A 26,060-nucleotide genomic window follows, 5' to 3' on the forward strand; every position below is an offset into this window, starting at 1 on the left:
TAGGCATCGGCGGGTGAGGCCGACGCTGCACCCCAGGCTGCTCAACGGACGCACCGGCGACCCCGGCGTCTTCATGGAGGCGCTGCACGCCCCCGACGCCGTGCTGTTCGATTGCGGCGACCTCGCCGCACTGTCCACGGGGCACCTGCTGCGCGTCGGCCTGCTCTGCGTCAGCCATGCGCATATGGACCACTGGGCCGATCTCGACCGGCTGCTGCGCCCCCTGATCGGGCGGGAGAAGCTGCTGCGCATCGTCGGCCCGCCCGGCTTCGCCGAGCGGCTGCACCACCGCCTCGCCAGCTACACCTGGAACCTGGTGGACCGCATCGCGCCCGTGCTGCGCATCGAGGCGACGGAGGTGCACCCCGACCGCCAGCGCCGCGCCGATTTCTGCCTGCAGACCGGCTTCGCGCGGGAGGATCGCGACGACGCGCCGCGCGGCGACGTCGTCCTCGACCTCGGCGCGCTGCGCCTGCGCGCTGCCCTGCTCGACCACGGCACGCCCTCGCTCGGCTTCGCGGTGGAGGAGGCGATGCACCTCAATGTCTGGCGCACCAGGCTGGAGGAACGCGGCCTGCCGACGGGCCCGTGGCTTGCCGCCCTGAAGGATGCAGTGGCGCGCGGCCTGCCCGACACCCACCCGATCCCGGTCTTCGCCCGCGCGGGCGAGGCCGCGGCCGCGCAGCCGCTCGGCGCGCTGCGCGACCTCGTCGGCATCACCCCGGGCCAGCGCATCGCCTACCTCACGGATTTCGGCGACACGCCGGCGAACCGCGCAGCCGCAGTCGCCCTGGCGCGCGACGCCGACATGCTGTTCATCGAGGCGCCCTTCCTCGCCGCCGACGCTGCCATCGCCGCCGACCGGATGCATATGACCACGGCCTCGGCGGGCGCCATCGCGCGGGAGGCCGGCGTGAGGCGGCTGGAGCCCTTCCACCTCTCGCCGCGCTATACCGGCCAGGAAGCCACCTGGCTGGCCGAGATCGAGAGCGCCTTCGGCGGCCCGCTCTGGCCCTGAGGGCCACGAAAAAGAGCTTGGCGGGATGTCGAGCCCGGCTTGGCCCGTTCGTCCTATCCCATGCCGGCCGCATTCGGCCGCGGCAATTCGGAGGAACAGAGCATGCGCGTGATGGTGCTTGTGAAGGCGACCGAGGACAGCGAGAAGGGCGTAATGCCCTCCGCCGAGCTCATCGAGGCCATGGGCAAGTTCAATGAGGAGTTGGTGAAGGCCGGCGTTATGCTGCAGGGCGACGGGCTGCGGCCGTCCAGCCAGGGCAAGCGCGTTGCCTTCGATGGGAGCAAGCGCACCGTCATCGACGGCCCCTTCGCGGAGACGCGCGAACTCGTCGCGGGCTACTGGATCTGGGAGGTGCGCGACATGGCCGACGCCGTGGAATGGGTGAAGCGCTGCCCCAATCCGATGCCGGGACCGAGCGAAATCGAGATCCGGCCTTTCTACACTCTCGAGGACTTCGCCGAGTTCATGACGCCGGAGGCGCGCGCACCGCATGACCGTGCGGCGGAGGCCTTGGGCAAGCGTGGATGACGCCGCCGGCGCGGTCGAGGCGGTCTTCCGCATCGAGCGCGCGCGGCTGATCGCCGGCCTCGCGCGCATGACGCGCGATGTCGGGATCGCCGAGGAACTCGCGCAGGACGCCTTCGTTGCGGCACTCGCGGAATGGCCGCGCACGGGCGTGCCGGACGTCCCGCGCGCCTGGCTGCTCGCCCATGCGAAGCGCCGCGCCATCGACGGGTTCCGCCGCCGAACGATGATCGCGCGCCGGCAGGCCGAGATCGCGCAGACGGAGAATCGCGACTTTCACGTCGCGGCGATGGAGGCCGCCATGGACGACGATCTCGGCGACGAACTGCTCGGCCTGGTCTTCGCGGCCTGCCATCCCGTGCTGCCGCCGGACGCCCGTGCCGCGCTGACGCTGCGCCTGGTCGGCGGCCTGAGCACCGAGGAGATCGCGCGCGCCTTCCTGACGACCGAGCCCACCATCGCGCAGCGCATTGTCCGCGCGAAGCGCAAGCTGCGCGAGGCCGGCCTCGGCTTCGAGGTCCCCCGCGCTGCCGACCGCGCGGCGCGTCTCGGGTCGGTGCTGGAGGTCGTCTACCTCGTCTTCAACGAGGGCTATGCCGCCACTGCCGGCGAGGACCTGATACGCCCGTCGCTCTGCGCCGAGGCGATGCGCCTCGGCCGTATCCTGGCGGGGCTGCTGCCGGAGGAGCCGGAGGTGCTCGGCCTGCTCGCGCTGATGGAGTTGCAGGCCTCGCGCCAGGCCGCACGCACGGCGGCCGACGGATCGCTGATTGCGCTGCCTGACCAGGACCGCGCACGCTGGGACCGGCTGCTGATCCGGCGCGGGCTGGCGGGGCTGGCGAAGGCGGAGGCGTTGGGCGGCGCAGACGGCGTCTACGCCCTGCAGGCCGCGTTGGCAGCGTGCCACGCGCGGGCCGCGGACTGGGCAGCAACGGATTGGCCGCGCATCGCTGGGCTCTACGACCGCCTGCTGGCCGCGATGCCGTCGCCCGTCATCGCGCTGAACCGCGCCATCGCCCACGGCATGGCCTTCGGGCCGGAGGCCGGTCTGGCGCTGCTCGAGGGCCTCGACGACGCGCTGCCGGGCTATGCGCCCCTGCCCGCCGCCCGCGCCGACGCGCTGCTCCGCGCGGGGCGCCGGGGCGAGGCCCGCGCGCAGTTCGAGGCCGCGGCGGCGCTGACGCGGAACGCGCGGGAACGCGATTTCCTGCTGGTCCGGGCGGCTACAGCAGCGTCTCGATGAGGCGCGGGATGCTTTCCCGGAACGCGAAGAACCCCTTCGTCGCCAGCGGCCAGCACGCGGAATCCCACTCCCGCCGCACGCGCCGCAACGGCACGCCCAGCCCCGTCAGCACTTCCGCCGTCCAGCCCGTCGGGGCCCAGGGCGTGACGACCGGCACCCCATGCGACGCTGCCCAGCCCGCGACATCCGCCGGCGCGAGCGCGACGGCGTCCGCGCCGAACCGCGCGGCAGCCCGCGCCAGGCTATCCGCCACCGCCGACCGCGCGTATTCCGCCACGGCGGGCGCGCAGCCCAGCGGCGATCGCGCCTCCGGCACCGCGACGCCGGCGATGGCCGCGACCGGCGCGCCCGGCGGCAGCAGGCTTTCGGGATGGAGGTCGTCCTCGTGCAGCAGCAGCGCGAGGGGCCCGTCCGGCAGCGCATCCGGCTGCCGCAGCGGCCGCACCGGCGGGGGCAGCGGCGCCGCCAGCGGCAACGGGTTCTCGTCGAGTTCGCCGGCGGGATCGAAGCGGCCGAGCGTGTGGCGCCGGATGTTCTCGGCCCGCGCGACATAATGCTTGCCCGGCGTCTGGATCCCCGCGACCCAGCGCCAGGACAGCGTGTTGGACGCGGCGTCGCCGTCCAGCAGATGGCGGAGCATGAAGTCCGCGCCCAGCGTCCAGGGCAGGCGCAAGGTGAAGATCCAGATGCTGGCGAACCACATGCGCACGTGATTGTGCAGCCAGCCGGCTTCCGTCAGTTCCGCGACCCAGGCATCGAAGCAGGCAATGCCGGTCGAGCCGGTCATGGCGCGGTCCGGCGCCTCGCCCTTCGTCGCCGCGAGAGCCTCGTCGCGCTCGGCCTGGTAGGCGTGCCACGCGCCGGGCCGCAGTTCCAGCCAGCCCTTCCAATAGCTGCGCCAGAACACCTCCTGGATGAACTTGTCGGTGCCTCGCGCGCCATGCGCGTCCAGCGCCGCGCGCACCAACTCCGCCTCCGTCACCAGCCGGTGCCGCACCGCCGGTGACAGGCGGGACACGTCGCGCCGGCGCCCAGGCCCGGGATCGCTGTTGCGCCCCTCGGCATAGTCGCGGCCCATGCGGGGCGTGAAGTCGGACAGGCGCCGCAGCGCGCCGGCTCGATCGGCCGGGAAAATCTCGCATGTCATCGCGCCGCAGATCGGCCCGCGGGCGGATCGCGCAACCCTGCATTGGGATCGGCACGCCCGCGCACCATATGATCGGGTCCATGGACGACGCTGACATCGACGGCACCATCGCCTTCCTGGCGCTGGCCGAGCGGCTGAAGGACACGCTGCGCAACAGCCGCACCTCCACCGGCCGCACCGAAAGCACCGCCGAGCACACCTGGCGCCTCGCGCTGATGGCACTGCTGCTGGGGCCGGAACTCGGCGTGGATGCCGGCCGCCTGATCCGCATCTGCCTGGTGCACGACCTCGCCGAGGCCTTCACCGGCGACCTGCCCGCCCCATCCCCCCGCAAGCCCGGAGTCAAGCAGGCGCGGGAGCGCGAGGCGCTGGCGACCCTGACCATGACCCTGCCGTCGCGCCAGCGTGCCGAGATCTTCACGCTATGGGAGGAATACGAGACCGGCAGCACGCCCGAAGGCCGGCTCGCCAAGGGGCTCGACAAGCTCGAGACGATCGTCCAGCACGCCCAAGGCCTGAACCCCGCGGATTTCGACTACGCCTACAACCTCCGCTACGGGCAGAAGGACACCGCCGTCCATCCGCTGCTCGCCGCGCTGCGCGCCAGGCTGGACCAGGCGACGCAGGGCCGCATCGAGCCCGGCGAGGACGCGCTCACGCTGCCAGGAACGCCGTGACCTCCGCCAGGAAGCCCTGAGGGTTGTCGGCATGCAGCCAGTGGCCTGCCTTCATCGTGTGGAAGACGGCGGCCGGGAACAGCGCGCGGAAGCGGGCGTGGTCGTCGGGCTTGATGTAGTCCGAGTTCTCCCCGGCCAGCACCAGCACCCTGCCGTCGTAGCGGCCGGGCGGGTCCGGCCAGCCGCCGATCTTCGGCATCTCCGCGATCAGGGTGTCGAGCGCGATGCGCCAGCGCGGCGGGTCCGCGTTGAACAGCAGATTCTGCAGCAGGAAGCCGCGCAGCGGCGCCTGCGGAACGGCGTCCACCAGCGCGGCGTCCGCCTCGCGCCGGGTCAGCCCCGGCTTCAGCGGGATGCCGCGCATCGCCGCGAGGTAGCGGATGAAGGACGGGGCGGGATAGGCGACGGGCGCGATGTCGGCAACGAGCAGGCGCTCCACCACATCGGGATGCGCCAGCGCCAGCGCCATCGCAACCTTGCCGCCCATCGAGTGCCCGATGATCGCCGCCGGCGCCGCGCCCTTCGCGCGAAGCGTCTCCGCGACGTCCTCGGCCATCTCGGCATAGGACATGGTGGCCGCGTGCGGCGAGGCACCGTGGTTGCGCAGATCCATCGCGATGACGCGATGCGTCGCCGACAACGCCTTCTGGATCGCGCCGAAATTCTGCGCGGCACCCAGGAGCCCGTGCAGGAAGACCACGGGCGCGCCGGCGCCGGATTCGACGGTGTTGAGGATCATGGCGCTACCCCCGAGCGGCCAACACGACACTCACGAAGATCAGCGCGCCGCCAAGGATGACGTCGAGCCCGATCTCCTCGCCCAGCCACAGCGCGCTGACCAGCAGCCCGATCACCGGCACGAGCAGGAACCAGACCGACGCCACCGCGCCGGGCAACCGGCGGCTCGCCTCGATCACGCACCAGGTGCCGATCGGCGCGGCGAGGAAGCCGATATAGATCGCATGCGGCCAGGACTCGCGCCCGATGCCGCCCTCCGGCTCGAAGACCAGCGCCATCGGCAGCAGCACCAGCGTCCCGAAGGCGAAGCACCAGGGCAGCAGCTCCATCATGCTGCTGCGCGGCGGCCATTTGCGGCTGGCGATGATGGCGATGGTCCAGGCGAGCCCGGCCGCCATCAGCATGAGGTAGCCCGACAGCGACTTGCCGTCGTTCCAGTCCACCGCCCAGGGCCCGATCAGCACGACGGATCCCGCCAGGCTCAGCCCCGCCGCGAACCAGCGCATGGCGGAGACGCGCTCCCCCAGCAGCAGCACCGACAGCGGGATCAGCCAATAGGCCACGACGTTGGACAGCACCGCCGTCCGCCCCGCCGGCACCTGCGCGACGGCAAGGTGCGTCAGGACGAAGAAACAGCCGAGCTGGAAGATGCCGATCATCACCACGGCGCGCCAATCCTCGCGCCGTGGCACGCGCAGCCTGCCGAGAACCGCCAGCAGCACGGCCGCGCTGATCGCCGCGAAGCCCGCGCGGGAGGTGCCGAACCATAGCGGCGTGGCGTCCGACAGCGCGGCCTTGGTGATCGGCCAGGCGCCGCCGAACAGCACGATCGCGATCAGCAGCAGGCGCAGCGCGGGCCACAGCCCCATGCCTTCCTCGCCGCGCGCCTCGCTCACAGGGCAAAGAGCTCCGCGCGCATCGCCAGCGCCTCGCCCGGCGCGCGCGGCGCCAGGTCGGCCTCCGTCACCAGCGCGCCCTCCGCAACGTCGCGCGCCAGCGCGACGCCATGGGCGAGCCCGATCGGCACGGCGCGCAGGTCGCGCGACCGCGCCGCCGGAACGCATTTGCCCCAGACCGTCGCGCCGCCCTCTCCGTCCAGCATCTCGCCCGCCTTCAGCGGCCGCTTCGCCACCGCGACGCAATCCGCCGTCCAGCTCGTGGAGCAGCCCGTCGGTTCCTTCCGCAGCACGGCGGATGCGACCGAAACGCCGAGTTCAAGCCCGATGAAGTGATAGGGGCGCCACAGCGCGGCGTATCGCCCGCTGTCATCGGTCGCGACGCCGTATTCCGCGAAGCAGCGCCGGGCGTAGTCGGTCTCGCCCTCGAAGACGACATAGACGCCCCAGCGGAGGTTGTCCGGGATTTCCGCGCCGTCACGCGTCAGGGACGACACGACCTCCACCATACCCTTGCGCGGCAGGAGGCCGCCCTCGTTGTGCGGGCGCAGCAGCGTCGGCAGTTGCGAGGTGCCGCAGGGTGGGAAGCCCAGCCCGTCCTCGGGCGGCGCCAGGCCGACCGCGTTCGCGATCGCCGCCATCTCGATGCCGGACTTCGTGCCGTCGAGAAAGGAGTTGAACATGCGCGGGTTCATGCCGCCCGCCGCGGCCTGTTCCGCGCTCAGCCCGTAGAAGTCCCATACCGTCTCCGGCGTCGAGGCGTGGTAGCGCGGCAGGTACTTCGTCCCCTTCCCGGCCGCGACGACGGCGAAGCCGGCTGCGCGAACGGTGTCCACCATCTCCGCGACCAGCGCGGGCTGGTCCCCATAGGCCATGGAGTAGACGACGCCCGCCCGCTCGGCCTCCTTCGCCAGCACCGGGCCGGCCAGCACGTCGGCCTCCACATTCACCATGACGACATGCTTGCCGTTCCGGATGGCGTGCCGCGCATGGCGCAGCCCGGCCGCGGGATCGCCGGTGGCCTCCACCACGACCTCCACGCGGGGATCGGCGATCAGCGCAAGCGCATCCTCGGTCACCGGTGTCGCAGCGATCAGCGCGGCATCCCAGCCGATGCGCGCCAGGGCCTGCTTCACGCGCGGCACCGAGAGATCGGCGATGCCCTGGATCGTCATGCCCGGCGTGCGCGGCGCCTGGTGGAGGAACATCGAACCGAACTTGCCGGCGCCGATCACGGCGACGCGGATCGGGTTGTTCTCGGCCGCGCGGCGCAGCAGCAGGCGGTGCAGGTTCAAGCTGGACCTCTCATGGCTGCCGCCATTGCCGCGGCCCGTAGCCCGGCAGCTGCACGCCGGATTGCGGGCGGCGCATCAGGACTAGTCCGCCGATCGCGGCGAGGAGCACCGCCGCGCCCTGGGTGATGCCCCGGGCGCCCCGGCTGCCGATGCGCATCGCCAGCACCAGCCCCGACAGCCCGGCCGCGATCAGCACCCAGCCCAGCATCACCCCACCGTCAGCATGATCTTGCCGACATGCGCGCTGCTCTCCATGAGGCGATGCGCCTCCGCCGCTTCGTCCAGACGATACACCCGGAAGATGCGCGGCGCGGCCTGCCCTTTCGCCAGCAGCGGCCAGACCTTCGCTTCCAGTTCGGCGGCGATCGCGCCCTTCTCCTTCGTCGTGCGCGGCCGCATCGTGCTGCCCGTCACCGTCAGCCGCTTCACCATGATCGGGCGGAGGTCCACGTTCTCTGCGACATGACCGTTGAGGAAGGCGATCATCACGAGCCGCCCGTCCAGCTTCAGGCAGCGCAGGTTGCGCGGGAAATAGGGCGCGCCGACCATGTCGAGAACGACGTCCACGCCCTTGCCGCCGGTCAGCCGCTTCACCTCCTCCGCGAAGTCCTGCTGGCGGTAATCGATGGCCTCGTCGGCGCCGAGCTCGCGGCAGGCCGCGACCTTCTCCGCGCTGCCGGCGGTCGCGTACACCGTCGCGCCGAAAGCCTTCGCCAGCTGGATCGCGGTGACGCCGATGCCGCTCGTCCCACCATGGATCAGCACCGTCTCGCCGGCCGCGAGCCGCCCATGCCCGAACAGGTTGGCCCAGACCGTGAAATAGGTCTCGGGGAGCGCGGCCGCGCGGATCGCGTCGTAGCCCGCCGGCCAGGGCAGCGTCTGCGCCTCCGGCGCCGTGCAATATTCGGCATAGGCGCCGCCGTTGGTCAGCGCCGTCACCTTGTCGCCGGCTTTCCAGCGCCGAACCTCGGCGCCGACCGCCACGACCTCGCCCGCGCATTCCAGGCCGATGATCGGGCTCGCCCCGGGGGGCGGCGGATAGGTGCCGCCGCGCTGCGCCACGTCGGGGCGGTTCACGCCGACCGCCATGACGCGGATCAGCACCTCGTCCGCCCTCGGCGCCGGCACGGGCCCGCGCGCCGGGACCAGCACCTCCGGCCCGCCGCCGGCGCCATGCGCGACGAAGGCCATCTCCTGCGGAACCGAGACCATGCGCAACCTTCCTTTCCCGTCCCACGAGGGACCATGCGCCCCCCCGCAACGTCAAGCCAAGGAGGCTTGCGCGATCCGGCCGCGCGATGTGAGCTAGGACCACTCTCAGGGAGCAACCGGATGGAGCGCGGCCGCGCGATCGGCGGCTGGCAGGTCGGACGGCGCGGGCTGGGCCTCGCGCTGGGCGCGGCGCTTGCCCGCCCGGCGCTCGCCCAGGCGCCGGCGGACCTTCGCCTCGGCGCGATCTTCCCGCTCTCCGGCCCGCTCGCGCTCCTCGGCGACGAGAGCTACCGCGGCCTCGAGCTCGCGGTCGAGGAACGCAACGCCGCCGGCGGCGTGTTCGGGCGCCCGCTGCGCCTGCTTCGCGCGGACGCGACCGACGAGGCCTCGGGCGCCGCCGAGGCGCGTCGCCTGGTCGGCGGCAACGATCGTGTCGCCGCGATCTTCGGCAGCTTCTCGACCGCCGTCGCGCTCGCCGGCAGCCAGGTCGCCGAGGCCGCGGGCGTCCCCTGGCTCGAGCTCGGCGCGGTCGGCGACCAGCTGACGGAGCGCGGCTTCCGCTGGGTCTTCCGCGTGTCCCCCGCCGCCGCCGATTACGCAGCGACCGCGATCGAGGCCGTGACCGAGGTCCTGGCCCGCGCCCAGGGCGTCGCGCCGACCTCACTCCGGCTCGGCATCGCGCATGACGAGGGGCCGGGCGGCACCTCGGTCGGCACCGCGCAGGAGGAGATGGCCAAGGCGCGCGGCCTGACCGTGGTGGAGCGTGTCGGCTATGCCCCACGGCCATCGGACCTCGGCGCGCTGGTGCAGCGGCTCCGCGGCCAGGACGCCGAGGTCCTGCTGCATACGGGCGGGCCGGCCGACGAGATCCTGCTGTTCCGAGCGCTGCGCGACGCGGGCTGGCGGCCGCGCATGGTGATCGGCACGGGCAATGGCTACGGCCTGACCGAGACCGCGCGAAGCCTCGGCGACGCCATCCTCGGGACGATGAGCGCGGACCTCACGCCCTTTGCGGTGAACGAGCGCTTCGCGCCGGGCGCGCGCGCCTTCGCCGACACCTATCTCCGGCGCTACGGGGCGGAGCCGCGGTCCGGCCACGGGCTGGCGGCACATGTCGGCGCGAAGCTGTTCCTGGACGCGCTGCAGCGCGCCGGGGGCGTCGAAAAGGACAAGCTCCGCGCCGCCATCCTCGGCCTCGACGTTGCGGAGGCGACGACGGCGACGGGCTGGGGTGCGAGGTTCGACGAGCGCGGGCAGAACCAGCGGGCGAAGCCCGTGCTGTGCCAGTGGCAGCAGGGCCAGCACGCCCTGCGCCAGGTTGTGATCGCCCCCGCCGCGGCGGCGGTGGCGGACGCGATGCCACGGCTCGGCTAGCCCGCGACGGTGCCGTTACTTGAACAGGCCGTAGACCGCCGTGCCGAGTTCGAGCGCGATGAGCAGCACGACGGCCAGTTCGAGCCCGCGGGACCGCCGTGCCTCCACCAGCGACAGCAGCGTCTCAGAGATCTCGCGGATCATCTCGAGCTTGCGCGACAGCGCCTCGGTGCGCTCCTCGATCTCCCATTCGTCGGCGAGTGTCGCGTAGAGCGTTCCAAGCGCCGGCAGATCCCACAGCAGGTCGGGCTTGGCGGCCGTGTCCACCCGCGCCCCGGCGCGGGAGCGCGCGGCGATCGCCTCCCCGATCGAGGCGAGCATGACGGAGGAGGACGGCGCAAGCCGCCCGCGCCGCAGCCGCGCCAGCACGGGGTCGAGCCGGTCGAGCGTGCGGACCAGCATCGCCTCCTGGTGGGACAGCAGCGCGCTGCGGGCCAGCGCCTCCGCCACCACGGCGAGGCGGGCGGGCGCGAAATCGGACAGCAGCACCACGCCATCCTTGTCCGTCCCCTCGCGCGCCGGGTCGAGCTGGAGGGTCGCGGTCTCCTCGGCCGGCGGCTGGACGGGATCGCCGATGCGCGGCAGCAGACGATCCTGCAACGCTGCCGTCGCCTCGGCGGACATGCCGATTGTCACCAGCGCGCCCCAGCGGAAGCCGAAGGCGAGGCCATCGCCGCCATCGGCGAGGGACACCACGCCCGGCAGCGTCGCCCCGGTGCGCTCGAGCCCCCGCATGTCCAGCCGCTCCCCGAGCAGCAGGGCGCGGGCTGTCAGGGGCGAGGTGGCGTCCATGCTCGCAGGCTACAGGCCCGCGAGGACGCCAGCGAGCAGGCCTGGGCGGCTCAGTCGGCCCGGATGTTGGCCGCCCGTACCAGCGGCTCCCACACCGCGATCTCGCTGCGGAGATAGTCGGTGGCCATCTGCGGCGTGCTCTCCGGCACGAGCTGCATGGCGAGTTCCGTCAGCCGCCCACGGACGCCGGGCTGGGCAGCGACACCCGCGACGCTACGCGCGATCCCATCCACGACGGGCTGCGGCGTGCCGGAGCGGACCAGCACCATGTGCCAGGTATAGGCCTCGTAGCCCGCGACGCCCTGCTCGATGAAGGTCGGGATGCTGGGCGCGAGCGGCGAGCGTTGCTTCGTGCTGATCGCCAGCGCCTTCAGCTCGCCCGACCGCGCATAGGCCAGCGCGGAAGCCGCGATGTCGAAGATCATCGGGATGCGGCCCGACAGCACTTCCGGCATCGCCGCCGAGGACCCGCGGAAGGGAATGTGGTTGGCACGCAGCCCGCCGGCCTTGTGCAGGAAGAGCTCGGTCGCGAGGTGCACCGCGCCGCCATTGCCGGAGGACGCGTAGTCGTAGCGGCCCGGGTTGTCCCGCAGCACCCCGATGAATTCCTGGATGTTGTTGGCGGGGAAGGAGGGGTGGACCAGCAGGACCACCGGCACCTGCCCGATCAGCGAGACCGGGGTGAAGTCGGCAATGGGATCGAAGGGCAGGCGCGGGAACATCGCCCGCGTCACGGCATGCGCGACGGTGGTGTAGAGGATGACGCTGCCGTCCTGGGGCCCCTTGGCGACCATGTCGGTGCCGATAACCACGCCCGACCCCGTGCGGTTCTCCACTACGATGCGATGCGGCAGCGCCTTGGACATCTCGTCGGCGAAGAGGCGGGCGGGAATGTCGGTCGGGCCGCCGGCGGCGAAGGGCACGACCATGCGGACGGGCTGGGTCGGCCAGGCCGGCGCCTGGGCGACGGCGGCGCGCGGGAGGGACGGCGCCGCGGCCAGCGCGGCCCCGGCAGCGAGGAGGCCACGGCGGCCCAGGCGCGCGTCGAGCGTCATCGGACGTTGTCTCCCATCACGGCCTTGCCCGGCCGCGCGTTGCTTTGCGCGCCTGCAATGAAGGATGGCGCGCGCCGGAGTCAACGCCCCGGCTTCGGGGAGAGGCCTATTCCACCCGGATATTTGCCTGGCGGATCAGCCCTTCCCACTTGGCCGTCTCCTCCCGCAGCCAGGCGGCGGCGGAGGCGGGGGTCGAATCCGAGACCAGACGCATCGCGAGGTCGCCCAGGCGCTGCTGCACCACGGGCTCCGCGGCCGCGCGGTTGAACGCCGCGTTGACGGCCTCGATCACCGGGGCCGGCGTGCCGGTCGGCGCGAGCACCATGTGCCAGGTATACGCGGTGAGGTCGTCGAAGCCGGCCTCGGCGGTGGTCGGGACATCCGGCAGTTGCGGCAGGCGGCGCGTGTCCATCACGGCCAGCGCCCGCGTCTCGCCCCGCTGGGCGAAGGTGACGGCAGTGGTGGCCACATCGACAATGATCGGCACGGTGCCGTTCAGCACGTCGGGCATCGCGGCCGCGGTGCCGCGATAGGGCACGTGGTTCCCGGTCACGCCCATGCGCTGCAGCATCAGCGCGGCCGCCAGGTGGTTCGCGCCGCCATTGCCCGAGGAGGCGTAGTCGAGCCCCTGCCGCGCCTCGCGGAAGCGCGCCTGAAGCTCACGCAGGTCGCGCGCCCGGAAGTCCTTGTTCACGGTGATGATCATCGGGATGACGCCGACGAGCGCCACGGGCGTCAGGTCCGCCATGTCGAAGGGCAGGCGCGGGAACAGGCCGCGCAGCGAGGCATGGGCGACGGTGGTGTAGAGCAGCGTCAGCCCGTCCTTCGGCGCCTTCGCCACGGCATCGGTGCCGACGACGACGCCGGCGCCGGTCCGGTTCTCCACGATCACGCGGTTCGGCAGGAACTCGCCCATCCGCTCGGCGAAGAGACGGGCGGGGATATCGGTCGGGCCGCCGGCGGCAAAGGGAACGACCAGGCGCACGGGCTGGCTGGGCCATTGGCCCTGGGCGCGCGCGATGGCCGGCAGGGAGAGCGCGGCGGCCGCGCCCAGGAACATGCGGCGGAACATGGCATTCCTCGGGAGTTTCTTGGACGTGCCGGACAAGCGCGCCCGGAGTGCCGCGGTTGCGGCAAACAGGACCTGCCGTCAAGCGCCCGTGACCAGCTTTTCGTAGGTCTCCCGGTCCGTTGCGCCTTCCGTCCCGAACAGCAGGACGCGGCTGTCCGCATCCAGCCTGAGCATCCCGCGGGAGAAGGGATCGCGCCCCGCCAGCAGCAGCGCCGCGAGGCCTGCCACCGCGCTCTCGCCCGCGACCACCGCCGGCTTGCGGCGGGCCAGCAGCCGCATGCAGTCCACCGCGCTGTCGTCCGGGACCGCCATGAAGGCGAAGGCCGCGCGTTCCAGTTCCTGCCAGGCCAGCATGCTGGGTTCGCCGCAGGCCAGCCCCGCCATCAGCGTATCGAGGTCGCCCTGGACCGAGACTGCCTCTCCCGCCTCGGCCGAGGCCAGCAGGCAGGCCGCCCTGTCGGGCTCCACCACGACCAGCTTCACCCCGGCCCCGAACCGGCCCCGCATCTGGACCGAGACCGCGGCCGCGAGGCCGCCCACGCCGCCCTGGACGAAGACATGCGTCGGCGGCGCCTCGATCTGGTTCGCGGCCTCCTCGGCCATCAGGCGGTAGCCCTGCATGACGTCGCGCGGCACCTCGGTGTAGCCAGCCCAGGAGGTGTCGGAGACAACGAACCAGGCCTCGCGCCCGGCCTCCTGCGAGCAGGCGCGGACGGCGTCGTCGTAATTGCCGGGGACAACCCGGATCTCGGCGCCATACTGCGCGATAGCGTCGCGGCGGCCCTGCGACACGCCCTCATGCACGTAGATCACGCAGCGGCAGCCGAAGCGCTTCGCGCCCCAGGCGACGGAGCGGCCATGGTTGCCGTCCGTCGCGCAGGTCACGGTGATGGCGGATGTCGCGTCCCTGAACTCGCCGGTTTCCAGCGCCGCGGCGCCGGCATTCGGCGCGACGTCGCGCCGCGCGAGCTCGGTCGTGAGCAGCTTCTGCACCGCGAAGGCCCCGCCCAGCGCCTTGAAGGATCCCAGGCCGAAGCGCGGCGCCTCGTCCTTGTAGGACACGGCGCCGACCCGCGCGCCCTGCGCGACATCGGGCAGCGTGACAAGCGGGGTCGGCTCGTAGCCCGGCCAGGCTTCGATCTCGGCGCGCGCCCGGCGGAAGCCGCCATCGGGCAGCACGACGACGCCGGGCGTGCCGTGGCGGCGGTTGAGCAAGAGGCGATAGGGGCGGGCGGGGATCATGGGGCGGAATGTGCCGCCGTGGCGGAGCGAGGCGCAAGCCGGCGGGATCCTTGTTGCGCCCCCGCCTGAAGCCGCGCGAGGATCGCGCCAGCACGGGAGGAGACGACATGATGACGACCCGCCGCATCCTGCTGGGTGCCGCGACGGCGCTTGCCGCGCCGCACCTGGTCGCGGCCCAGCCCGCCTGGCCTGCCGACCGCCCCGTCGAGGTCATCGTCCCCTTCCCGCCCGGCGGCGGCGTGGACATCATGGCGCGGCTGGTGATGCCGCTGGTCGCAGCGCAGATCCCGGGCCTCAGGCCCGTCATCGTGAACCGCGCCGGCGCCGCCGGGCAGCTCGGCCTCGAGGCGACCTTCAACGCCGCACCCGACGGCTATGTGCTCGGCGCCACAACCATCCCCGCGCACAACGCCATCCCGCTGGAACGGGCCGTGCGCTACCGCGCGATGGACTTCACCTTCATCTGCAACATCGTCGAGGATGCGAACTGCTTCTACGTCCGCGCCGACAGCCCGCTGCGCAGCGTCGCTGACCTCGTGAACGCCGCGAAGGCGCGGCCCGGGCAGCTGACCTACGGCACCACCGGCATCGGCAGCGACGACCACCTCTTCATGGTGATGTTCGAGGGCGTCGCGGGGCTGCAACCGCTGGTGCACGTCCCCTTCAGCGGCACCGCACCGCTGATCCCGCAGCTGCTCGGCGGCAACATGGACCTCGCCGCGATCAATGTCGGCGACGCGCTGCAGCTGCAGCGCGAGGGCAAGGTGCGCATGCTCGCCCAGGCCGCGGCGCAGCGCCAGCCCGAGGCACCGGACACGCCGACCTTCCGCGAGCTCGGTTTCGACGTCGTCGCCGGCGCGAGCCGCGGCATCATCGGCCCGCCGGGCATGCCGCCGGCGGTCGTCGCGCGGCTGGAGGCGGCGTTCCGCACCGCGCTGGCCGACGCCGATTTCCGGCGCGAGGCGGAGCGCCAGTCCATGCCGCTGCGCACGATGGTCGGCGCGGAATACCGCGCCTTCGCGCAGGGCGTGGACGACAATCTGAAGCGGCTCTGGCAGACGCGTCCCTGGCGTGGGTAGTCGCTACTGCGCGCCCTACGAAGCCCTCTCCCCCACTCACGGGGGAGAGGATTGGGTGAGGGGGACGTGCAGGATAGGGCTGCGCTTCGCGTTGCGCCGCCCCCCCACCCTGCCCTCTCCGCCCTGCGGGTGGAGAGGGTTCCGGCGCCTCATCCTTCGATGGCGCCCTCGGCCAGCAACGTCTCCCGCAACTCCCCCCAGATCGGCACCTTCTCCCCGGTATCCTGGCGCGCGACGACGCACACGATGCGCGCCGTGCAGAGATCCTGCCCCTCCTTCATCATTGCGTATTCATGCACGAAGGACGTGCGGCGGAAGCTCGCGCAGCGCACGCCGAGCATGACCTCGTCGCGGAAGACCGCGGCACGGAGGTAGCGCACGTCGATCTGCGCCACGACCGGGCTCGGGCGGTCGTAGCCCGGCGGCGCGCCCGTCAGCTTCTCCCAATGCTCGATGCGCAGGTCCTCGAAGAGCGTCAGGTAGGCCGTGTGGTTCGCATGGGCGTAGAGGTCGCACTCGATCCAGCGGATGCGGTGAGGGCGCAGGATGGACCAGGGCTGGCCGGTCACGCGCCACGCTCCGGCGGCACCTGGCGCGGCCGCCGGGCGGCATCGATGGCGACGAAGGTGAAGACGGCGGAGGTGACGCGGTTGGCGCTGTCGTCGGCGCGTTCCCGCCGCCACGCCTCGATCTCGATGCGCATGGAGCTGCGCCCGACCTGCACGATGCGGCCATAAATCGAGACCTCGTCGCCGATCAGCACCGGCGAATGGAAGACCATCGCGTCCACCGCGACCGTCGCGACGCGGCCGCGCGCCCGGCGCCCCGCGGCATTCCCTGCAGCGAGGTCCATCAGTCCCATCAGCCATCCCCCGAAGATGTCGCCGTTCGGGTTGGCGTCAGCCGGCATGGCGACGGTCCGGAGCAGGGGCGGGTCCTGCGGCGGGGCGGCCGGCTTCGCTGCGTCGGGCATGGCTCACACTCCGGCGGCATCGAGGCGGAGGATCGCTCGCGCCAGCGCCTGCGCGCGCGGCACGATGCTGTCGAGCTCGAGATACTCCTCGGGGCTGTGCGCCTTGCCGCCGACGGGCCCGACCGCGCAGAGCGTCGGCGCGCCCATCGCCGCGGTGAAGCCGCTATCCGCGCAGCCGCCGGAGAAATTGGGCTTCGCGTCGAAGCCTGCCTCCCGCGCGGCACCGCGATAGAGCTCGTAGACGCGCCGCGAGGCGTTGTCCTGCGTCAGCGGCAGGAACTCGCCCCTGATCGTCAGCTTCGCCTTCGTGCCCGGCACGAAGGACCTGGCGATGATCGCGTCGATTTTGCCCATGACCTCGTCGCGGTCGGCGGGCTCGACGTAGCGGAGGTCGATCTGGCCCTGCGCCCAGGGCGCGACGGTGTTCACGCTCTGCCCGCCCTGCACCAGCCCCACATTCAGCGTGATGCCGCGCGCGAGGTCGGTCAGCGCGTGGATCGCCGTGATCTTGTGCGCGAGCTCTCCGATGGCGCTGATGCCGGCTTCGAAGTTGCCGCCGGAATGCGCGGCCTTGCCCTCGATGTCGAAGACCGAGAAGACCCCGCCCTTGCGGCCGGTCACCACGCCCTGGTCGGGGCGGCCGGGTTCGGAGTTGAAGACGACGCGCGCGCTGCGCGCCTCCGCCTCGATCACCGGGCGGCCTTCGGGCGAGCCGATCTCCTCGTCGCCGGTGAAGAGGGCGACGAGCGGGCCGGGCGCGCCGCCGAATTTTTGGAAGGCGGCGAGGACGAACATGTTCATCACCAGGCCCGCCTTCATGTCGGCGACGCCGGGGCCATAGGCGCGGTTGCCCTCGATCGTGAAGGGTCGCCGCTGCGGCTCGCCCTTCGGGAAGACGGTGTCGCGGTGGCCCATCAGCACGATGTTCTGCCTGTCGTTGCCGGCATTCCCACCTTCGCCGCCGACGACGGCGCGCAGGCAGTCGCCGAAGCGGGATTGCGGCAGCGTCTGCACGGCAATGCCGTTCGCCGCCATGAAGCGCGCGACCTGCGCGCCGACGGCATTCACGCCTGCCTTGTCGTAACTGCCGCCGTCGGTGTCCACCATCGCGCGCAGCGCGTCGATCATCGCGCCGCGCTGCTCGGCGAGCCAGGTCAGGATCGCGGTCTCGTTGGTGCTCATACGGTGCCCTCTTGCCGCGCGCAGGCTGCCATCGGCGCGCCGCAACGGGAAGGGCGCGTCGGCCGGAGAGCCTACCCCGCGCGGCCTCCCGGCTAATCCACCCGGCCGATCTTCTGCACCGCGCGCACCAGCCGCGCGCTGTCCTCGGCGAAGAAGCGCGCGAAGTCCGGCGCATCCATGTAGGCGACCGGCGCGCCTGCGGCGTTGAAGGCCTGGATCAGCTGCGGGTCCTGCACGGCCTGTCGCACCGCGTCGCGCAGCACCGCCATCACCGGCACCGGCGTGGCGGCGGGGGCGAACATGCCGGCCCAGATGTAGAACTCGACATCGGGGTAGCCGCTTTCGATGAAGGTCGGGACCTCGGGGAAGGCCGGCACGCGTTCCTTGCCCCAGCAGCCCAGCACGCGGATGCGCCCTTCCCGCACATGCTGCGTCAGCGTGCCGGGCGCGGAGGCCAGCGCCTGGATCTGGCCCGACAGCAGCGCGGTGATCGCGGGGCCGGCGCCCTGGAAGGGCACATGCAGCAGGCGGATCCCGGCGGACGCCGCCAGCATTTCCATCGCGACATGCAGCGTGCCGTAGGTGCCCGACGAGCCATAGGGGATCTCGCCCGGCCGCGCCTTCGCGGCGTCCACGAACTCCGCGATGCTGCGCCAGGGGGCGGAGGCCGGGACCGCCAGCATGGTCGGATCGGCATTGACCAGCGCGATCGGCGCGAACTGGTCGGCGGTGTAGGGCGGTGGGCGGTTGAAGAGCCTCTCGGCCTCTGGGATCACCGCAAGGGACGACAGTGCCATCACCAGCGTGTAGCCATCCGGCGCGCTACGCGCGACGAAGGCGTTGCCGATCGCGCCCGCCGCGCCACCGCGGTTCTGCACCACGACGGGCTGGCGGATGATCCGCTCCATCGCCGCGGCCACGGGCCGCGCGGCGAGGTCGGCCTGCCCGCCCGGCGGGAAGGGCACGACGAGGGTGATTGGGCGGGTCGGAAACTCCGCGGGCTGCGCGTGAGCGGCCAGGGGCGCGAGCGCGGTGGCGGCGAGGATGGTGCGGCGGTGCATGGCGTTTCTCCCGTTGTTGTCGGCCGAGCTGAGCGCCCCTCGCCCGCAATGCGGCCCTACCCCACCATGTTCTCCAGCACCCCGATCCCCGTCACCTCGATGCGCACCACGTCGCCCTTCCCGAGGAACTTCGGCGGGCTGAACCCGATCCCCACCCCGGCCGGCGTCCCGGTTGCGATGACGTCGCCGGGCTCCAGCGTGATCGCCGCGCTGATCGCCTCGATCAGCGTCGGGATGTCGAAGATCAGGTCGGCCACCGGCGCCTTCTGCCGCTGCTCCCCGTTGACCCAGGTCGTCAGCACCAGCTTCGTGGGATCCGGCACCTCGTCCGCGGTCAGGATCGCCGGGCCCATCGGGCAGAAGCTGTCGAGCCCCTTGCCGAGGATCCACTGGCTGTGCCGCTTCTGCAGGTGCCGCGCGGTGACGTCGTTGACGATGGTGTAGCCGAACACATGCCCCAGCGCGTCGGCCCTGACGATGCCGCGCCCGCCATGCCCGATGACGACGGCGAGCTCGCCCTCGTAGTCCAGTCCGCCGGTGGGATCGAGGTCGCCGAGGATCCTCTCGCCATTGGCGATGATGCTGGTGTGCGGCTTGCTGAAGACCACGGGATGGGGCGGCACCACGTCCTTCGCCCCGCCGTCGAAGCCCGATCCCGCGAACTCCCTGGCATGCTCGTGGTAGTTCTTGCCGACGCAGAAGACGTTCTTCGGCGGCCGGACCGGCGCGCAGAGCTTGGCGCCATCCACCTTCGGCGCGGTGGCGATCGCGGCGCGCAGGCGCATCAGCATCGCGGCCTCGGCACCCGCCAGGTCGGCCATGGTCTCGCCGCGCAGCGTCGGCTCGACCGCCGCCAGGTCGAGCACCGCGCCATCCGCCGCCAGCGCCCCGATCTCCTGCCGCACGCGGCCGGGCCGGGTGAAGGTCACCAGCCTCATGATCGCTCACTCCCGTTCTTCGGGACGCGCATCTGCCCGGTTTCCTCCGGCTTCGCCAGGGGGAGGCTCGCCGCCTTCTCGATCGCGCGCGCCGCGCGGAAGGCCAGGTCGTCGCGATACATCGGTGCCGCCACCTGCACCGCCCGCGGCATGCCGTGCTCGTCCAATCCGACCGGCACGCTGATCGCGGGCTGGCGCGTTAGGTTGAAGGCGAAGGTCCAGGGCGCCCAGTCCCGCCAGAGGCACTCCAGCGGCTTCACCGTCGGCGCATCCGCGTCGAAGGCCGCCGTCGGCGTGCAGGCCGTCAGGATCAGGTCGTGGCGCTGGTGGAAGCGTGCCATGGCGTGCCCGCATTCCACCCGCAGGATGTCGGCGCCGAGGAACTCCGCCGCCGTCATCGCGCCCATCTGCTGCGCGACCTCGCCGATGCCGGCTTCCAGCAGCGGTCGCTGCATCTCGGGCGTCGCCTCCCACACCCGCGCCATCGCCACGCCCCAGACGCGGGAAAAGATGGCCCGCGCATCCGGCATCCTCGGGTCGGCTTCCTCCACGATGGCGCCGGCCTCCATCAGCAGGGTGGCCGCGACGCGCAGCGCGGCCTCGCCCTCGGCGTCCAGCGGCGGCTCGAAGCCGAAGCTGCGCACGATCGCGACGCGAAGCCCCTTCACGCCGTCCTCGATCCCGCCGCGCCAGTCGCGCGCGTCATCGGGCAGGGACACGGGGTCGCGCAGATCGTGCCGGGCCATCGCCGAGAACATCAGCGCGGCGTCGCGCACCGTCCGCGTCATCGGCCCGGCCACGGCGACCGAGGAGAAGGCGCCATGCGGCCATTGCGGGATGCGGCCATAGGTCGGCTTCACCCCGACGAGCCCGCAATACGCGGCAGGGATGCGGATCGAGCCGCCGGCATCGGTTCCGACATGCAGCGGCCCGAAGCAGGCCGCGCCCGCCGCCCCCGCCCCGCTGGACGATCCGCCCGGCGTGCGCTGCGGGTTCCAGGGGTTGCGCGTGATGCCGTGCAGCGGGCAATCGCCGGGCGACTTCCAGCCGAACTCGGTCGTCGTGGTCTTGCCGATGATGACCGCGCCCTCGGCCTTCAGCCCCAGCACCGCCGGCGCGTCCTCGGCCACGGGGCTCGCGTCGGTCGTGCGGCTGCCGCGGCGCGTCGGGAAGCCCGCGAGGTGCAGCAGGTCCTTAACCGTGCTCGGCACGCCGTCGAGCATGCCGATCGGGCGGCCCGCCATCCAGCGCGCCTCGCTTTCCCCGGCCGCGCGGAGCGCCTGCGGGTTCATCACGGCGAAGGCGTTGACCCACGGGTTGTAGCGCGCGACGCGCTCCAGCACGGCCTTCAGCGCCTCGATGGGGCTCAGCGCGCGGCGGGCATAGAGGCCGAGAAGGTCCTCCGCCGACATCAGGGCGGGATCGGTCTCCGTCATGGCGTCAGCGTGCGGCGATGGTGACCGCGGCGCCGGCCATCGCGGCGCCGCAGGCCTGGTTGATCCGCCGCACGGCGCGCCGGCTGCGGAACAGCCGCCGCGCGCGCACCGCAAGGGCGACATAGGCCGCCAGAACGGCGCCGTAGACCACCGCGAGCGTCGCGAGCAGCACGGCTAGATCGGCCAGGCCCACGGCGCGGACATCGAGCAGCGTCGGCGTGAGCGCGGTGTAGAACAGCATGGTCTTCGGATTGCCGAGCGTCAGCACGATCCCGGCGGCGACCAGGCGCCCACCCTCGCCCGACGGGGGCGGCGCGTCGCCCGGCGCCTCGGCCGGCGCCGTCCAGAGCCGCCAGGCCAGCCAGGCGAGATAGGCAACGCCGAGCCATTTCAGCACGAGGAAGAGCGGCTGCGCCGCTTCGGCCAGCAGCGCGAGGCCGAACACGGCGGCGGCAAGCCAGATCGCATCGCCCACCAGCAGGCCGAGGCAGAACCAGCCGATGCCGCGCGGACCGCCGCCCACCACGCGCGACAGCAGGCTGGCGATGGTCGGGCCCGGCGAGGCGGTCGAGACGGCCAGCGCCAGGGCGAAGCCGAGCAGGGCAAGGATTTCCATCCGCCGACACTCGCGCCGCGCGCCGCGCCATGCAAGCGTAGGGAACACCGACGACGGCGGAGGAACGGATGGCTGAGCTCAGCGAGAACCCGTGGGAATGGACCGAGCCGCAGTGGCGGAGGATCGTCGGCCGCGCCCGCGCTGGCCGGTCGCTGGCGCCGACATCCTGGCCGGGCGGCGCGCGCTGCGCTGTGACGCTGTCCTTCGATGCGGACCACGAGACCATCCCGCTGCGCGACGCCGACCAGAGCCCGATGCGCATCAGCCAGGGCCAGTTCGGCAACCGCCAGGGCGTGCCGCGCATCCGCGCGCTGCTGGATCGCCACGGCATCCGCGCGAGCTTCTTCTACCCCGCCGTCTCCGCCCTGCTGCACCCCGAGGAGATCCGCGCCGTCGCCGCCGAGGGCAACGAGATCGGCATCCACTCCTGGATCCATGAGGCCAACACCAAGCTGCCGCCGGGCGTCGAGCGCGAGCTGACGCTGCGCGCCGCCGACACGCTGGAGAAGGTCAGCGGCCAGCGCCCGGTCGGCATGCGCACCGCGAGCTGGGATTTCAGCGTGGACACCATGGGCATCATTAAGGAGCTCGGGCTGGTCTACGACAGCTCGCTGATGGCCGACGACGATCCCTATGAGCTGGTGGATGACGGCGTGCCGACCGGCATCGTCGAGCTCCCGCCGGAGTGGATCCGCGACGACGCGCCCTATTTCAACTTCGTCCGCTTCTCCGCGCTCCGTCCCTACACCGCGCCTTCGGCGGTCGAGGAGATCTTCTACGGCGAGTTCGAGGGCGCCTATCGCGAAGGCGGGCTGTTCCTGTTGACGATGCACCCGCATGTCATCGGCCACCGCAGCCGGATCAGCATGCTCGATCGCCTGGTGCAGCGGATGAAGGCGCTGCCCGGCGTGTGGTTCGGCACGCATGCCGAGGTGGCGCGGTGGTGTCGGGAGAACGGGGGGAAGTAGGGGGCGAAAGGCCCTCTCCCCCTCATGGGGGAGAGGGTGGCTACGGCCGGATCAGCGTGCCGGCGCCGCCGTCGGTGAACAGCTCCAGCAGCACGGCGTGCGGGACGCGGCCATCCAGGATCACTGCGCCCTTCACGCCGCGCTCCACGGCATAGATGCAGGTCTCGACCTTCGGGATCATGCCGCCCGAGATCCAGCCATCGGCGATGCCCTTGCGCACCTCGGCGACCGTCATCTCCGGGATCAGCCTGCCATCGGGCCCGAGGACGCCGCGCACGTCGGTCAGCATGAGTAACCGCTGCGCCGCCAGCGCGCCGGCGATCGCGCCGGCCACCGTGTCGGCGTTGATGTTGTAGGTCTGCCCATCCGCGCCCACGCCGACCGGCGCGACCACGGGGACGATGTCGGCCCCGATCAGCAACTCCAGGATCTTCGGGTCGATCCGCTCGGGCTCGCCGACGAAGCCGAGGTCCACGTCCCGCGCCTCGCCCGTCGCCTCGTCCTTCACGCGCCGCGTCACCTTCCTCGCGCGCACCAGGCCGCCATCCTTGCCGGAGATGCCGACGGCCATCGCCCCGGCGCGCGTAATGGCCTCCGCGACCTGCTTGTTGACCGGGCCGGCGAGCACCATCTCGACGACATCAAGCATCTCGGCGTCGGTGACGCGCAGGCCCTGCACGAAGGTGGACTTCACGTCGAGCCGCTTCAGCATCGCGTTGATCTGCGGCCCGCCGCCATGCACCACGACAGGATTGACGCCCACCTGTTCCAGCAGCGCGATGTCGCGCCCGAAGCGCAGCGCCGTCTCCTCCTCGCCCATGGCGTGGCCGCCATACTTCACCACGATGGTCTCGTCGTCGTAGCGCTTGAGGAAAGGCAGCGCGCCGGCAAGGGCCGCCATCTGGTTCAGCGCGTCATCGGTCATGGGCCAGGCGTTCCGTGTGCGTCCCGGGCCGATAGGCGGCAGGCCCGGCAGGGTCAAGGGACCCTCAGATCACCGGGATCGAGACCTCCGAGACCTCGCCCGGCGCCAGCCGCACCGGCATCTCGTACCAGGCATTGTCCACCCTCGCCCGGACCAGCCACTGGCCCGCGGGCAGCACGACGCGCGGCCTGACGTCGGAGAAGGCGATGCTGGGGATGCTGTCGCCCTGCCGGATGAACTCCCACGCCTGGGCCAGCACCGGCACGCCGTTGCGCCGCGTGGCGAGCTGCATCTCCCCGGCACCGAGATCCACGCGCAGCGTCACGAGTTCGCCGGCCGGGACGAAGACCACGGCGTCGGCCGAGGCCTCTCCCACGCGGTAGCGGACGCGGTAGCTGCCCTGCACCAGCCGCATCAGCGGCTGAGCCTGGTCGGAGCTCAGCACGGGCTCGCCCGCGCGATAGCCCGCGACCTCGTCGGCCCAGACCATCCAGCTGCCGCCACGCGGCGCGGTCTCGGCGGACAGCGCGCCGATCGTGCGCAGCAGGCCGGGGTTGAAGACGACGCGCTGCGTGGTGGCGGGCGCGACCGCGTCGAAGCGCTCGATCACGCGCAGCGACCCCGCGCGGGCCCGCACCTCGTAGCGGCCGGCCGGCACGCGCACGATCGGCCGCGTCAGCGAGTTGCCCGACAGCACCGTGCGCTGCGGGCTGGTCAGCGTGACCAGCGTCCAATCGCCGACCTGGACAGGGACGCCGTCCTCCGCCTCCACTGCCTCCAGTGTCAGCGTGGTGAAGGCGAGCGGCGCGGGCGGCGGCGCGGGCGGCGGCGGCGAAGCCGAGCCCACGGCATCCACCAGAGCGCGGGCGAGATCGGCCGCCGAGGCCGCGGGCACGAAATGGCCGCCGGTCGCCTGGGCGATGCAGCGAAGCTGCGCCTGGTCGCGCGCCATCGGCACGTCGAAGCCGATCACGTTCACCTGCAGCCGCGGCATGCGCAGCTTCAGTGCCCGGATCGTCCCGCAGGGATCAGGCAGGCAGGTCTCGATCCCGTCGGACACCAGGATGATGCGCGGCGCCAGGCGCGCGGCCTGGGTGATGCTCTCGGCCAGCGGCGTGCGGCCGCGCGGCGTGACCCCGTCCACCGCCCGGGCGAAGCTCGAGGCGTCGAGCGGCCCGGGACGGATGAGCACCTCGATGTCCTGGCAATCGCCGGCCCGCCGGTGACCATAGGACATCAGGCCCATCCGGGTCTGCGCCGGCAGGGCGGTGGACAGTGCGGCCACCGCCTCCCGCGCAATGGCGATCTTGGCGCGCCCGTCCACCCGCCCCCACATCGAGTTGGAGGCGTCCAGGACGAGCATCGTGTCCTGCGCCTGCGCCGGCGCGGCGAGGGCGAGCACGAGCCACGCCAGCACGAGAAGCGCACGGCACATGTGACGATCTGACAACGTCATAGCACCGGCGGTCAAACCACCGGATGCAAATGAAGACCTCGATCACGGAATTGCGATCACGGGCTGCGCCCTCCTGCCCCTGACAACCCGCGGCGCGTCTCGTACCAAGGACCTTCAACCCTGGCGCGCAGCGCGCGACTCGAAACCACAGGGCTGCGGCCCAGGTTGCTGCGCCGGGACCGGTCGCGTATGGCGGCGGCGATGCCCGAACCGGTCCGCCTCGCCTTCGCCGTCGTCTATCTCGCGAGCCCCGCGGCGATGCCAGTCGTCGAGCGGCACCTGGAATTCGTCGAGCGCTTCGCACCCCCGGGCGTGGATTGGTGGATCGAGGCGGTCGCCCATCGCGCCAACCAGGCCTTCCGCGACCGCCTGGCCGCCATGCCCCGCCTCCGGCTGCATGGCCCCGGCAGCATCCCCCCGGTCGAGGAGAAATGGGGCTCGCGCGAGCACGCCCATTACCTCGACGCGCTGGTGCGGCATGCGGTCGCCCGCGGCGCGACGCATCTCTGCACTCTCGACGACGACAGCTTCCCCGCCCGCGCCGACTGGTTCGAGGTGGTGCGCGCGCGCCTCGAGGAAGGCCACGCCTTCGTCGCGACCTTCCGGGCGGAGAACGGCGACCGCATCCTCCCGCATCCGAGCTTCCTCGCCACCACCGCCGATTTCGTCGCGCGGACCGGGGCGCGTTTCCTGCCGGAGGACGATCCCGACCTCCTCCCCTTCCTGGCGGCGCACGGCCAGACGAAGGACACCGGGGCCGGCTACGCGCTTGCGGCGCAGCGGGCGGGGCGCGGCTGGGCCCGGCTGCCGCGGTCCAATGCGGTGAACGACCACGACATCATGGCCGGCCTCTACGGCGACATCGCCTTCCACTTCGGCGGCGCCAACCGGATCCGGACGCAGACCTTCCGCCGGCAGAAGCGCCGCCTCGACGCCCTGGCGCCGCCGGAAAGGCGGGCCAGGCTGGAAGCGGCGCTCGCCGAGAACCGCCGGGACCACGAGGCGCTCATGGCCCGGGTCGCGACCGACATGGACGCCTACCTCGCCTATCTGCGGGGCGCGGGCCTCGATGGCCGGGTGCAGAAACCCTGAACCGCCGGCGGTCGACAAAGTCGGCCGAGGCCACGTCACGCCGGAGGC

Annotated in this window: 27 protein-coding genes; 8 read left to right on the forward strand and 19 right to left on the reverse strand. The window is 72.2% G+C overall.

Features of this window, described 5'->3' with window-relative positions:
* Positions 1–13 precede the first annotated feature (13 nt).
* The 3 genes from ACLF3M_RS04795 to ACLF3M_RS04805 all read left to right on the forward strand — a co-directional run bounded on the left by ACLF3M_RS04795 (position 14) and on the right by ACLF3M_RS04805 (position 2,786).
* Positions 14–1,018 (forward strand): MBL fold metallo-hydrolase, encoded by a 1,005-nt coding sequence (locus ACLF3M_RS04795; RefSeq protein WP_430655717.1) that lies wholly within the window; start codon positions 14–16, stop codon positions 1,016–1,018.
* Between the two features lie 102 nt (positions 1,019–1,120).
* Positions 1,121–1,546, forward strand: a complete 426-nt coding sequence (locus ACLF3M_RS04800; RefSeq protein ID WP_430655718.1) for a YciI family protein — start codon at positions 1,121–1,123, stop codon at positions 1,544–1,546.
* Complete coding sequence (locus ACLF3M_RS04805; RefSeq protein WP_430655719.1) at positions 1,539–2,786, forward strand: RNA polymerase sigma factor; 1,248 nt, start codon at positions 1,539–1,541, stop codon at positions 2,784–2,786. Before ACLF3M_RS04800 ends, ACLF3M_RS04805 begins: the two co-directional genes overlap by 8 nt.
* On the opposite strand, the gene ACLF3M_RS04810 is transcribed toward ACLF3M_RS04805, so the two are convergent.
* Positions 2,767–3,933, reverse strand: coding sequence for an FAD-binding domain-containing protein (locus ACLF3M_RS04810; RefSeq protein ID WP_430655720.1), 1,167 nt, complete (start codon positions 3,931–3,933; stop codon positions 2,767–2,769). The genes ACLF3M_RS04805 and ACLF3M_RS04810 overlap by 20 nt on opposite strands.
* Positions 3,934–4,013: 80 nt before the next feature.
* On the opposite strand from ACLF3M_RS04810, the gene ACLF3M_RS04815 reads away from it, so the two are divergent.
* Positions 4,014–4,610, forward strand: a complete 597-nt coding sequence (locus ACLF3M_RS04815) for an HD domain-containing protein (protein ID WP_430655721.1) — start codon at positions 4,014–4,016, stop codon at positions 4,608–4,610.
* On the opposite strand, the gene ACLF3M_RS04820 is transcribed toward ACLF3M_RS04815, so the two are convergent.
* From ACLF3M_RS04820 to ACLF3M_RS04840, 5 genes are read right to left on the reverse strand one after another with little or no spacing between them, the layout of a single operon-like run.
* Positions 4,588–5,349, reverse strand: a complete 762-nt coding sequence (locus tag ACLF3M_RS04820; RefSeq protein ID WP_430655722.1) for an alpha/beta fold hydrolase — start codon at positions 5,347–5,349, stop codon at positions 4,588–4,590. The two genes, ACLF3M_RS04815 and ACLF3M_RS04820, sit on opposite strands and share 23 nt — an antisense overlap.
* A 4-nt stretch (positions 5,350–5,353) precedes the next feature.
* On the reverse strand, positions 5,354–6,244 hold the full coding sequence (locus tag ACLF3M_RS04825; protein WP_430655723.1) for a DMT family transporter: 891 nt from the start codon (positions 6,242–6,244) through the stop codon (positions 5,354–5,356).
* Positions 6,241–7,539, reverse strand: a complete 1,299-nt coding sequence (locus tag ACLF3M_RS04830) for an NAD(P)H-dependent oxidoreductase (protein WP_430655724.1) — start codon at positions 7,537–7,539, stop codon at positions 6,241–6,243. Before ACLF3M_RS04830 ends, ACLF3M_RS04825 begins: the two co-directional genes overlap by 4 nt.
* A 10-nt stretch (positions 7,540–7,549) precedes the next feature.
* Positions 7,550–7,750: a hypothetical protein gene (locus ACLF3M_RS04835; protein WP_430655725.1), complete on the reverse strand. Its 201-nt coding sequence runs from the start codon at positions 7,748–7,750 to the stop codon at positions 7,550–7,552.
* Positions 7,747–8,751, reverse strand: a complete 1,005-nt coding sequence (locus ACLF3M_RS04840; RefSeq protein ID WP_430655726.1) for an NAD(P)H-quinone oxidoreductase — start codon at positions 8,749–8,751, stop codon at positions 7,747–7,749. Before ACLF3M_RS04840 ends, ACLF3M_RS04835 begins: the two co-directional genes overlap by 4 nt.
* 120 nt (positions 8,752–8,871) lie before the next feature.
* Here ACLF3M_RS04840 and ACLF3M_RS04845 point away from each other — a divergent pair, with 120 nt between their 5' ends.
* Positions 8,872–10,125, forward strand: a complete 1,254-nt coding sequence (locus ACLF3M_RS04845) for an ABC transporter substrate-binding protein (protein WP_430655727.1) — start codon at positions 8,872–8,874, stop codon at positions 10,123–10,125.
* Between the two features lie 15 nt (positions 10,126–10,140).
* Here ACLF3M_RS04845 and ACLF3M_RS04850 read toward each other — a convergent pair whose 3' ends face one another.
* The 4 genes from ACLF3M_RS04850 to ACLF3M_RS04865 form a co-directional block, all read right to left on the reverse strand.
* Positions 10,141–10,917, reverse strand: a complete 777-nt coding sequence (locus ACLF3M_RS04850; RefSeq protein WP_430655728.1) for an RMD1 family protein — start codon at positions 10,915–10,917, stop codon at positions 10,141–10,143.
* A gap of 50 nt (positions 10,918–10,967) precedes the next feature.
* Entirely contained in the window at positions 10,968–11,972 is a 1,005-nt protein-coding gene (locus ACLF3M_RS04855; RefSeq protein ID WP_430655729.1) for a tripartite tricarboxylate transporter substrate binding protein, read from the reverse strand.
* A 106-nt stretch (positions 11,973–12,078) separates the two neighbouring features.
* Positions 12,079–13,044: a Bug family tripartite tricarboxylate transporter substrate binding protein gene (locus ACLF3M_RS04860; RefSeq protein ID WP_430655730.1), complete on the reverse strand. Its 966-nt coding sequence runs from the start codon at positions 13,042–13,044 to the stop codon at positions 12,079–12,081.
* 78 nt (positions 13,045–13,122) lie between these two features.
* Positions 13,123–14,286, reverse strand: a complete 1,164-nt coding sequence (locus tag ACLF3M_RS04865; RefSeq protein WP_430655731.1) for a diaminopropionate ammonia-lyase — start codon at positions 14,284–14,286, stop codon at positions 13,123–13,125.
* A gap of 107 nt (positions 14,287–14,393) precedes the next feature.
* Between ACLF3M_RS04865 and ACLF3M_RS04870 the strand changes: the two genes are divergently transcribed.
* The gene (locus ACLF3M_RS04870) at positions 14,394–15,365 is read left to right on the forward strand and encodes a tripartite tricarboxylate transporter substrate binding protein (protein WP_430655732.1); all 972 of its coding nucleotides are present in this window, start codon (positions 14,394–14,396) and stop codon (positions 15,363–15,365) included.
* A gap of 149 nt (positions 15,366–15,514) precedes the next feature.
* On the opposite strand, the gene ACLF3M_RS04875 is transcribed toward ACLF3M_RS04870, so the two are convergent.
* From ACLF3M_RS04875 to ACLF3M_RS04905, 7 genes are all read right to left on the reverse strand, one after another.
* On the reverse strand, positions 15,515–15,934 hold the full coding sequence (locus ACLF3M_RS04875) for an acyl-CoA thioesterase (protein WP_430655733.1): 420 nt from the start codon (positions 15,932–15,934) through the stop codon (positions 15,515–15,517).
* A complete protein-coding gene (locus ACLF3M_RS04880; RefSeq protein WP_430655734.1) occupies positions 15,931–16,338 on the reverse strand; it encodes an acyl-CoA thioesterase in 408 nt (135 codons plus the stop codon). The genes ACLF3M_RS04875 and ACLF3M_RS04880 overlap by 4 nt, the downstream gene beginning before the upstream one ends.
* A gap of 3 nt (positions 16,339–16,341) precedes the next feature.
* Entirely contained in the window at positions 16,342–17,520 is a 1,179-nt protein-coding gene (locus ACLF3M_RS04885; RefSeq protein ID WP_430655735.1) for a M20 family metallopeptidase, read from the reverse strand.
* 92 nt (positions 17,521–17,612) lie between these two features.
* Positions 17,613–18,581 carry a tripartite tricarboxylate transporter substrate binding protein gene (locus tag ACLF3M_RS04890; RefSeq protein ID WP_430655736.1) on the reverse strand — a complete coding sequence of 323 codons (969 nt, stop codon included), beginning with the start codon at positions 18,579–18,581 and terminating at the stop codon, positions 17,613–17,615.
* Positions 18,582–18,637: 56 nt separating this feature from the next.
* Positions 18,638–19,519 (reverse strand): fumarylacetoacetate hydrolase family protein, encoded by an 882-nt coding sequence (locus ACLF3M_RS04895; RefSeq protein WP_430655737.1) that lies wholly within the window; start codon positions 19,517–19,519, stop codon positions 18,638–18,640.
* Positions 19,516–20,955, reverse strand: a complete 1,440-nt coding sequence (locus ACLF3M_RS04900) for an amidase (RefSeq protein WP_430655738.1) — start codon at positions 20,953–20,955, stop codon at positions 19,516–19,518. The genes ACLF3M_RS04895 and ACLF3M_RS04900 overlap by 4 nt, the downstream gene beginning before the upstream one ends.
* 4 nt (positions 20,956–20,959) lie before the next feature.
* Positions 20,960–21,571, reverse strand: coding sequence for a LysE family translocator (locus tag ACLF3M_RS04905; RefSeq protein ID WP_430655739.1), 612 nt, complete (start codon positions 21,569–21,571; stop codon positions 20,960–20,962).
* A 68-nt stretch (positions 21,572–21,639) separates the two neighbouring features.
* Between ACLF3M_RS04905 and ACLF3M_RS04910 the strand changes: the two genes are divergently transcribed.
* Complete coding sequence (locus ACLF3M_RS04910) at positions 21,640–22,539, forward strand: polysaccharide deacetylase family protein (protein WP_430655740.1); 900 nt, start codon at positions 21,640–21,642, stop codon at positions 22,537–22,539.
* Positions 22,540–22,579: 40 nt separating this feature from the next.
* Here the strand turns inward: ACLF3M_RS04910 and argB are convergent, their stop codons facing one another.
* A complete protein-coding gene (gene argB / locus ACLF3M_RS04915) occupies positions 22,580–23,464 on the reverse strand; it encodes an acetylglutamate kinase (RefSeq protein WP_430655741.1) in 885 nt (294 codons plus the stop codon).
* Between the two features lie 64 nt (positions 23,465–23,528).
* Positions 23,529–24,899: a vWA domain-containing protein gene (locus ACLF3M_RS04920; RefSeq protein WP_430655742.1), complete on the reverse strand. Its 1,371-nt coding sequence runs from the start codon at positions 24,897–24,899 to the stop codon at positions 23,529–23,531.
* 222 nt (positions 24,900–25,121) lie between these two features.
* Here ACLF3M_RS04920 and ACLF3M_RS04925 point away from each other — a divergent pair, with 222 nt between their 5' ends.
* Positions 25,122–26,012, forward strand: coding sequence for a hypothetical protein (locus tag ACLF3M_RS04925; protein WP_430655743.1), 891 nt, complete (start codon positions 25,122–25,124; stop codon positions 26,010–26,012).
* Positions 26,013–26,060 lie beyond the last annotated feature (48 nt).

The organism is Falsiroseomonas sp. HW251 (assembly GCF_050563545.1).
Taxonomy (GTDB): Bacteria; Pseudomonadota; Alphaproteobacteria; order Acetobacterales; family Acetobacteraceae; genus Falsiroseomonas.

Coding starts and splice junctions, on each gene's coding strand:
- ACLF3M_RS04800 (WP_430655718.1), top strand. CDS start 1,121: ATGCGCGTGATGGTGCTTGTGAAGGCGACCGAGGACAGCGAGAAGGGC.
- ACLF3M_RS04810 (WP_430655720.1), bottom strand. CDS start 3,933: ATGACATGCGAGATTTTCCCGGCCGATCGAGCCGGCGCGCTGCGGCGC.
- ACLF3M_RS04815 (WP_430655721.1), top strand. CDS start 4,014: ATGGACGACGCTGACATCGACGGCACCATCGCCTTCCTGGCGCTGGCC.
- ACLF3M_RS04820 (WP_430655722.1), bottom strand. CDS start 5,349: ATGATCCTCAACACCGTCGAATCCGGCGCCGGCGCGCCCGTGGTCTTC.
- ACLF3M_RS04840 (WP_430655726.1), bottom strand. CDS start 8,751: ATGGTCTCGGTTCCGCAGGAGATGGCCTTCGTCGCGCATGGCGCCGGC.
- ACLF3M_RS04845 (WP_430655727.1), top strand. CDS start 8,872: ATGGAGCGCGGCCGCGCGATCGGCGGCTGGCAGGTCGGACGGCGCGGG.
- ACLF3M_RS04850 (WP_430655728.1), bottom strand. CDS start 10,917: ATGGACGCCACCTCGCCCCTGACAGCCCGCGCCCTGCTGCTCGGGGAG.
- ACLF3M_RS04855 (WP_430655729.1), bottom strand. CDS start 11,972: ATGACGCTCGACGCGCGCCTGGGCCGCCGTGGCCTCCTCGCTGCCGGG.
- ACLF3M_RS04860 (WP_430655730.1), bottom strand. CDS start 13,044: ATGTTCCGCCGCATGTTCCTGGGCGCGGCCGCCGCGCTCTCCCTGCCG.
- ACLF3M_RS04865 (WP_430655731.1), bottom strand. CDS start 14,286: ATGATCCCCGCCCGCCCCTATCGCCTCTTGCTCAACCGCCGCCACGGC.
- ACLF3M_RS04870 (WP_430655732.1), top strand. CDS start 14,394: ATGATGACGACCCGCCGCATCCTGCTGGGTGCCGCGACGGCGCTTGCC.
- ACLF3M_RS04880 (WP_430655734.1), bottom strand. CDS start 16,338: ATGCCCGACGCAGCGAAGCCGGCCGCCCCGCCGCAGGACCCGCCCCTG.
- ACLF3M_RS04885 (WP_430655735.1), bottom strand. CDS start 17,520: ATGAGCACCAACGAGACCGCGATCCTGACCTGGCTCGCCGAGCAGCGC.
- ACLF3M_RS04890 (WP_430655736.1), bottom strand. CDS start 18,581: ATGCACCGCCGCACCATCCTCGCCGCCACCGCGCTCGCGCCCCTGGCC.
- ACLF3M_RS04895 (WP_430655737.1), bottom strand. CDS start 19,519: ATGAGGCTGGTGACCTTCACCCGGCCCGGCCGCGTGCGGCAGGAGATC.
- ACLF3M_RS04900 (WP_430655738.1), bottom strand. CDS start 20,955: ATGACGGAGACCGATCCCGCCCTGATGTCGGCGGAGGACCTTCTCGGC.
- ACLF3M_RS04905 (WP_430655739.1), bottom strand. CDS start 21,571: ATGGAAATCCTTGCCCTGCTCGGCTTCGCCCTGGCGCTGGCCGTCTCG.
- ACLF3M_RS04910 (WP_430655740.1), top strand. CDS start 21,640: ATGGCTGAGCTCAGCGAGAACCCGTGGGAATGGACCGAGCCGCAGTGG.
- argB (WP_430655741.1), bottom strand. CDS start 23,464: ATGACCGATGACGCGCTGAACCAGATGGCGGCCCTTGCCGGCGCGCTG.
- ACLF3M_RS04920 (WP_430655742.1), bottom strand. CDS start 24,899: ATGTGCCGTGCGCTTCTCGTGCTGGCGTGGCTCGTGCTCGCCCTCGCC.
- ACLF3M_RS04925 (WP_430655743.1), top strand. CDS start 25,122: ATGCCCGAACCGGTCCGCCTCGCCTTCGCCGTCGTCTATCTCGCGAGC.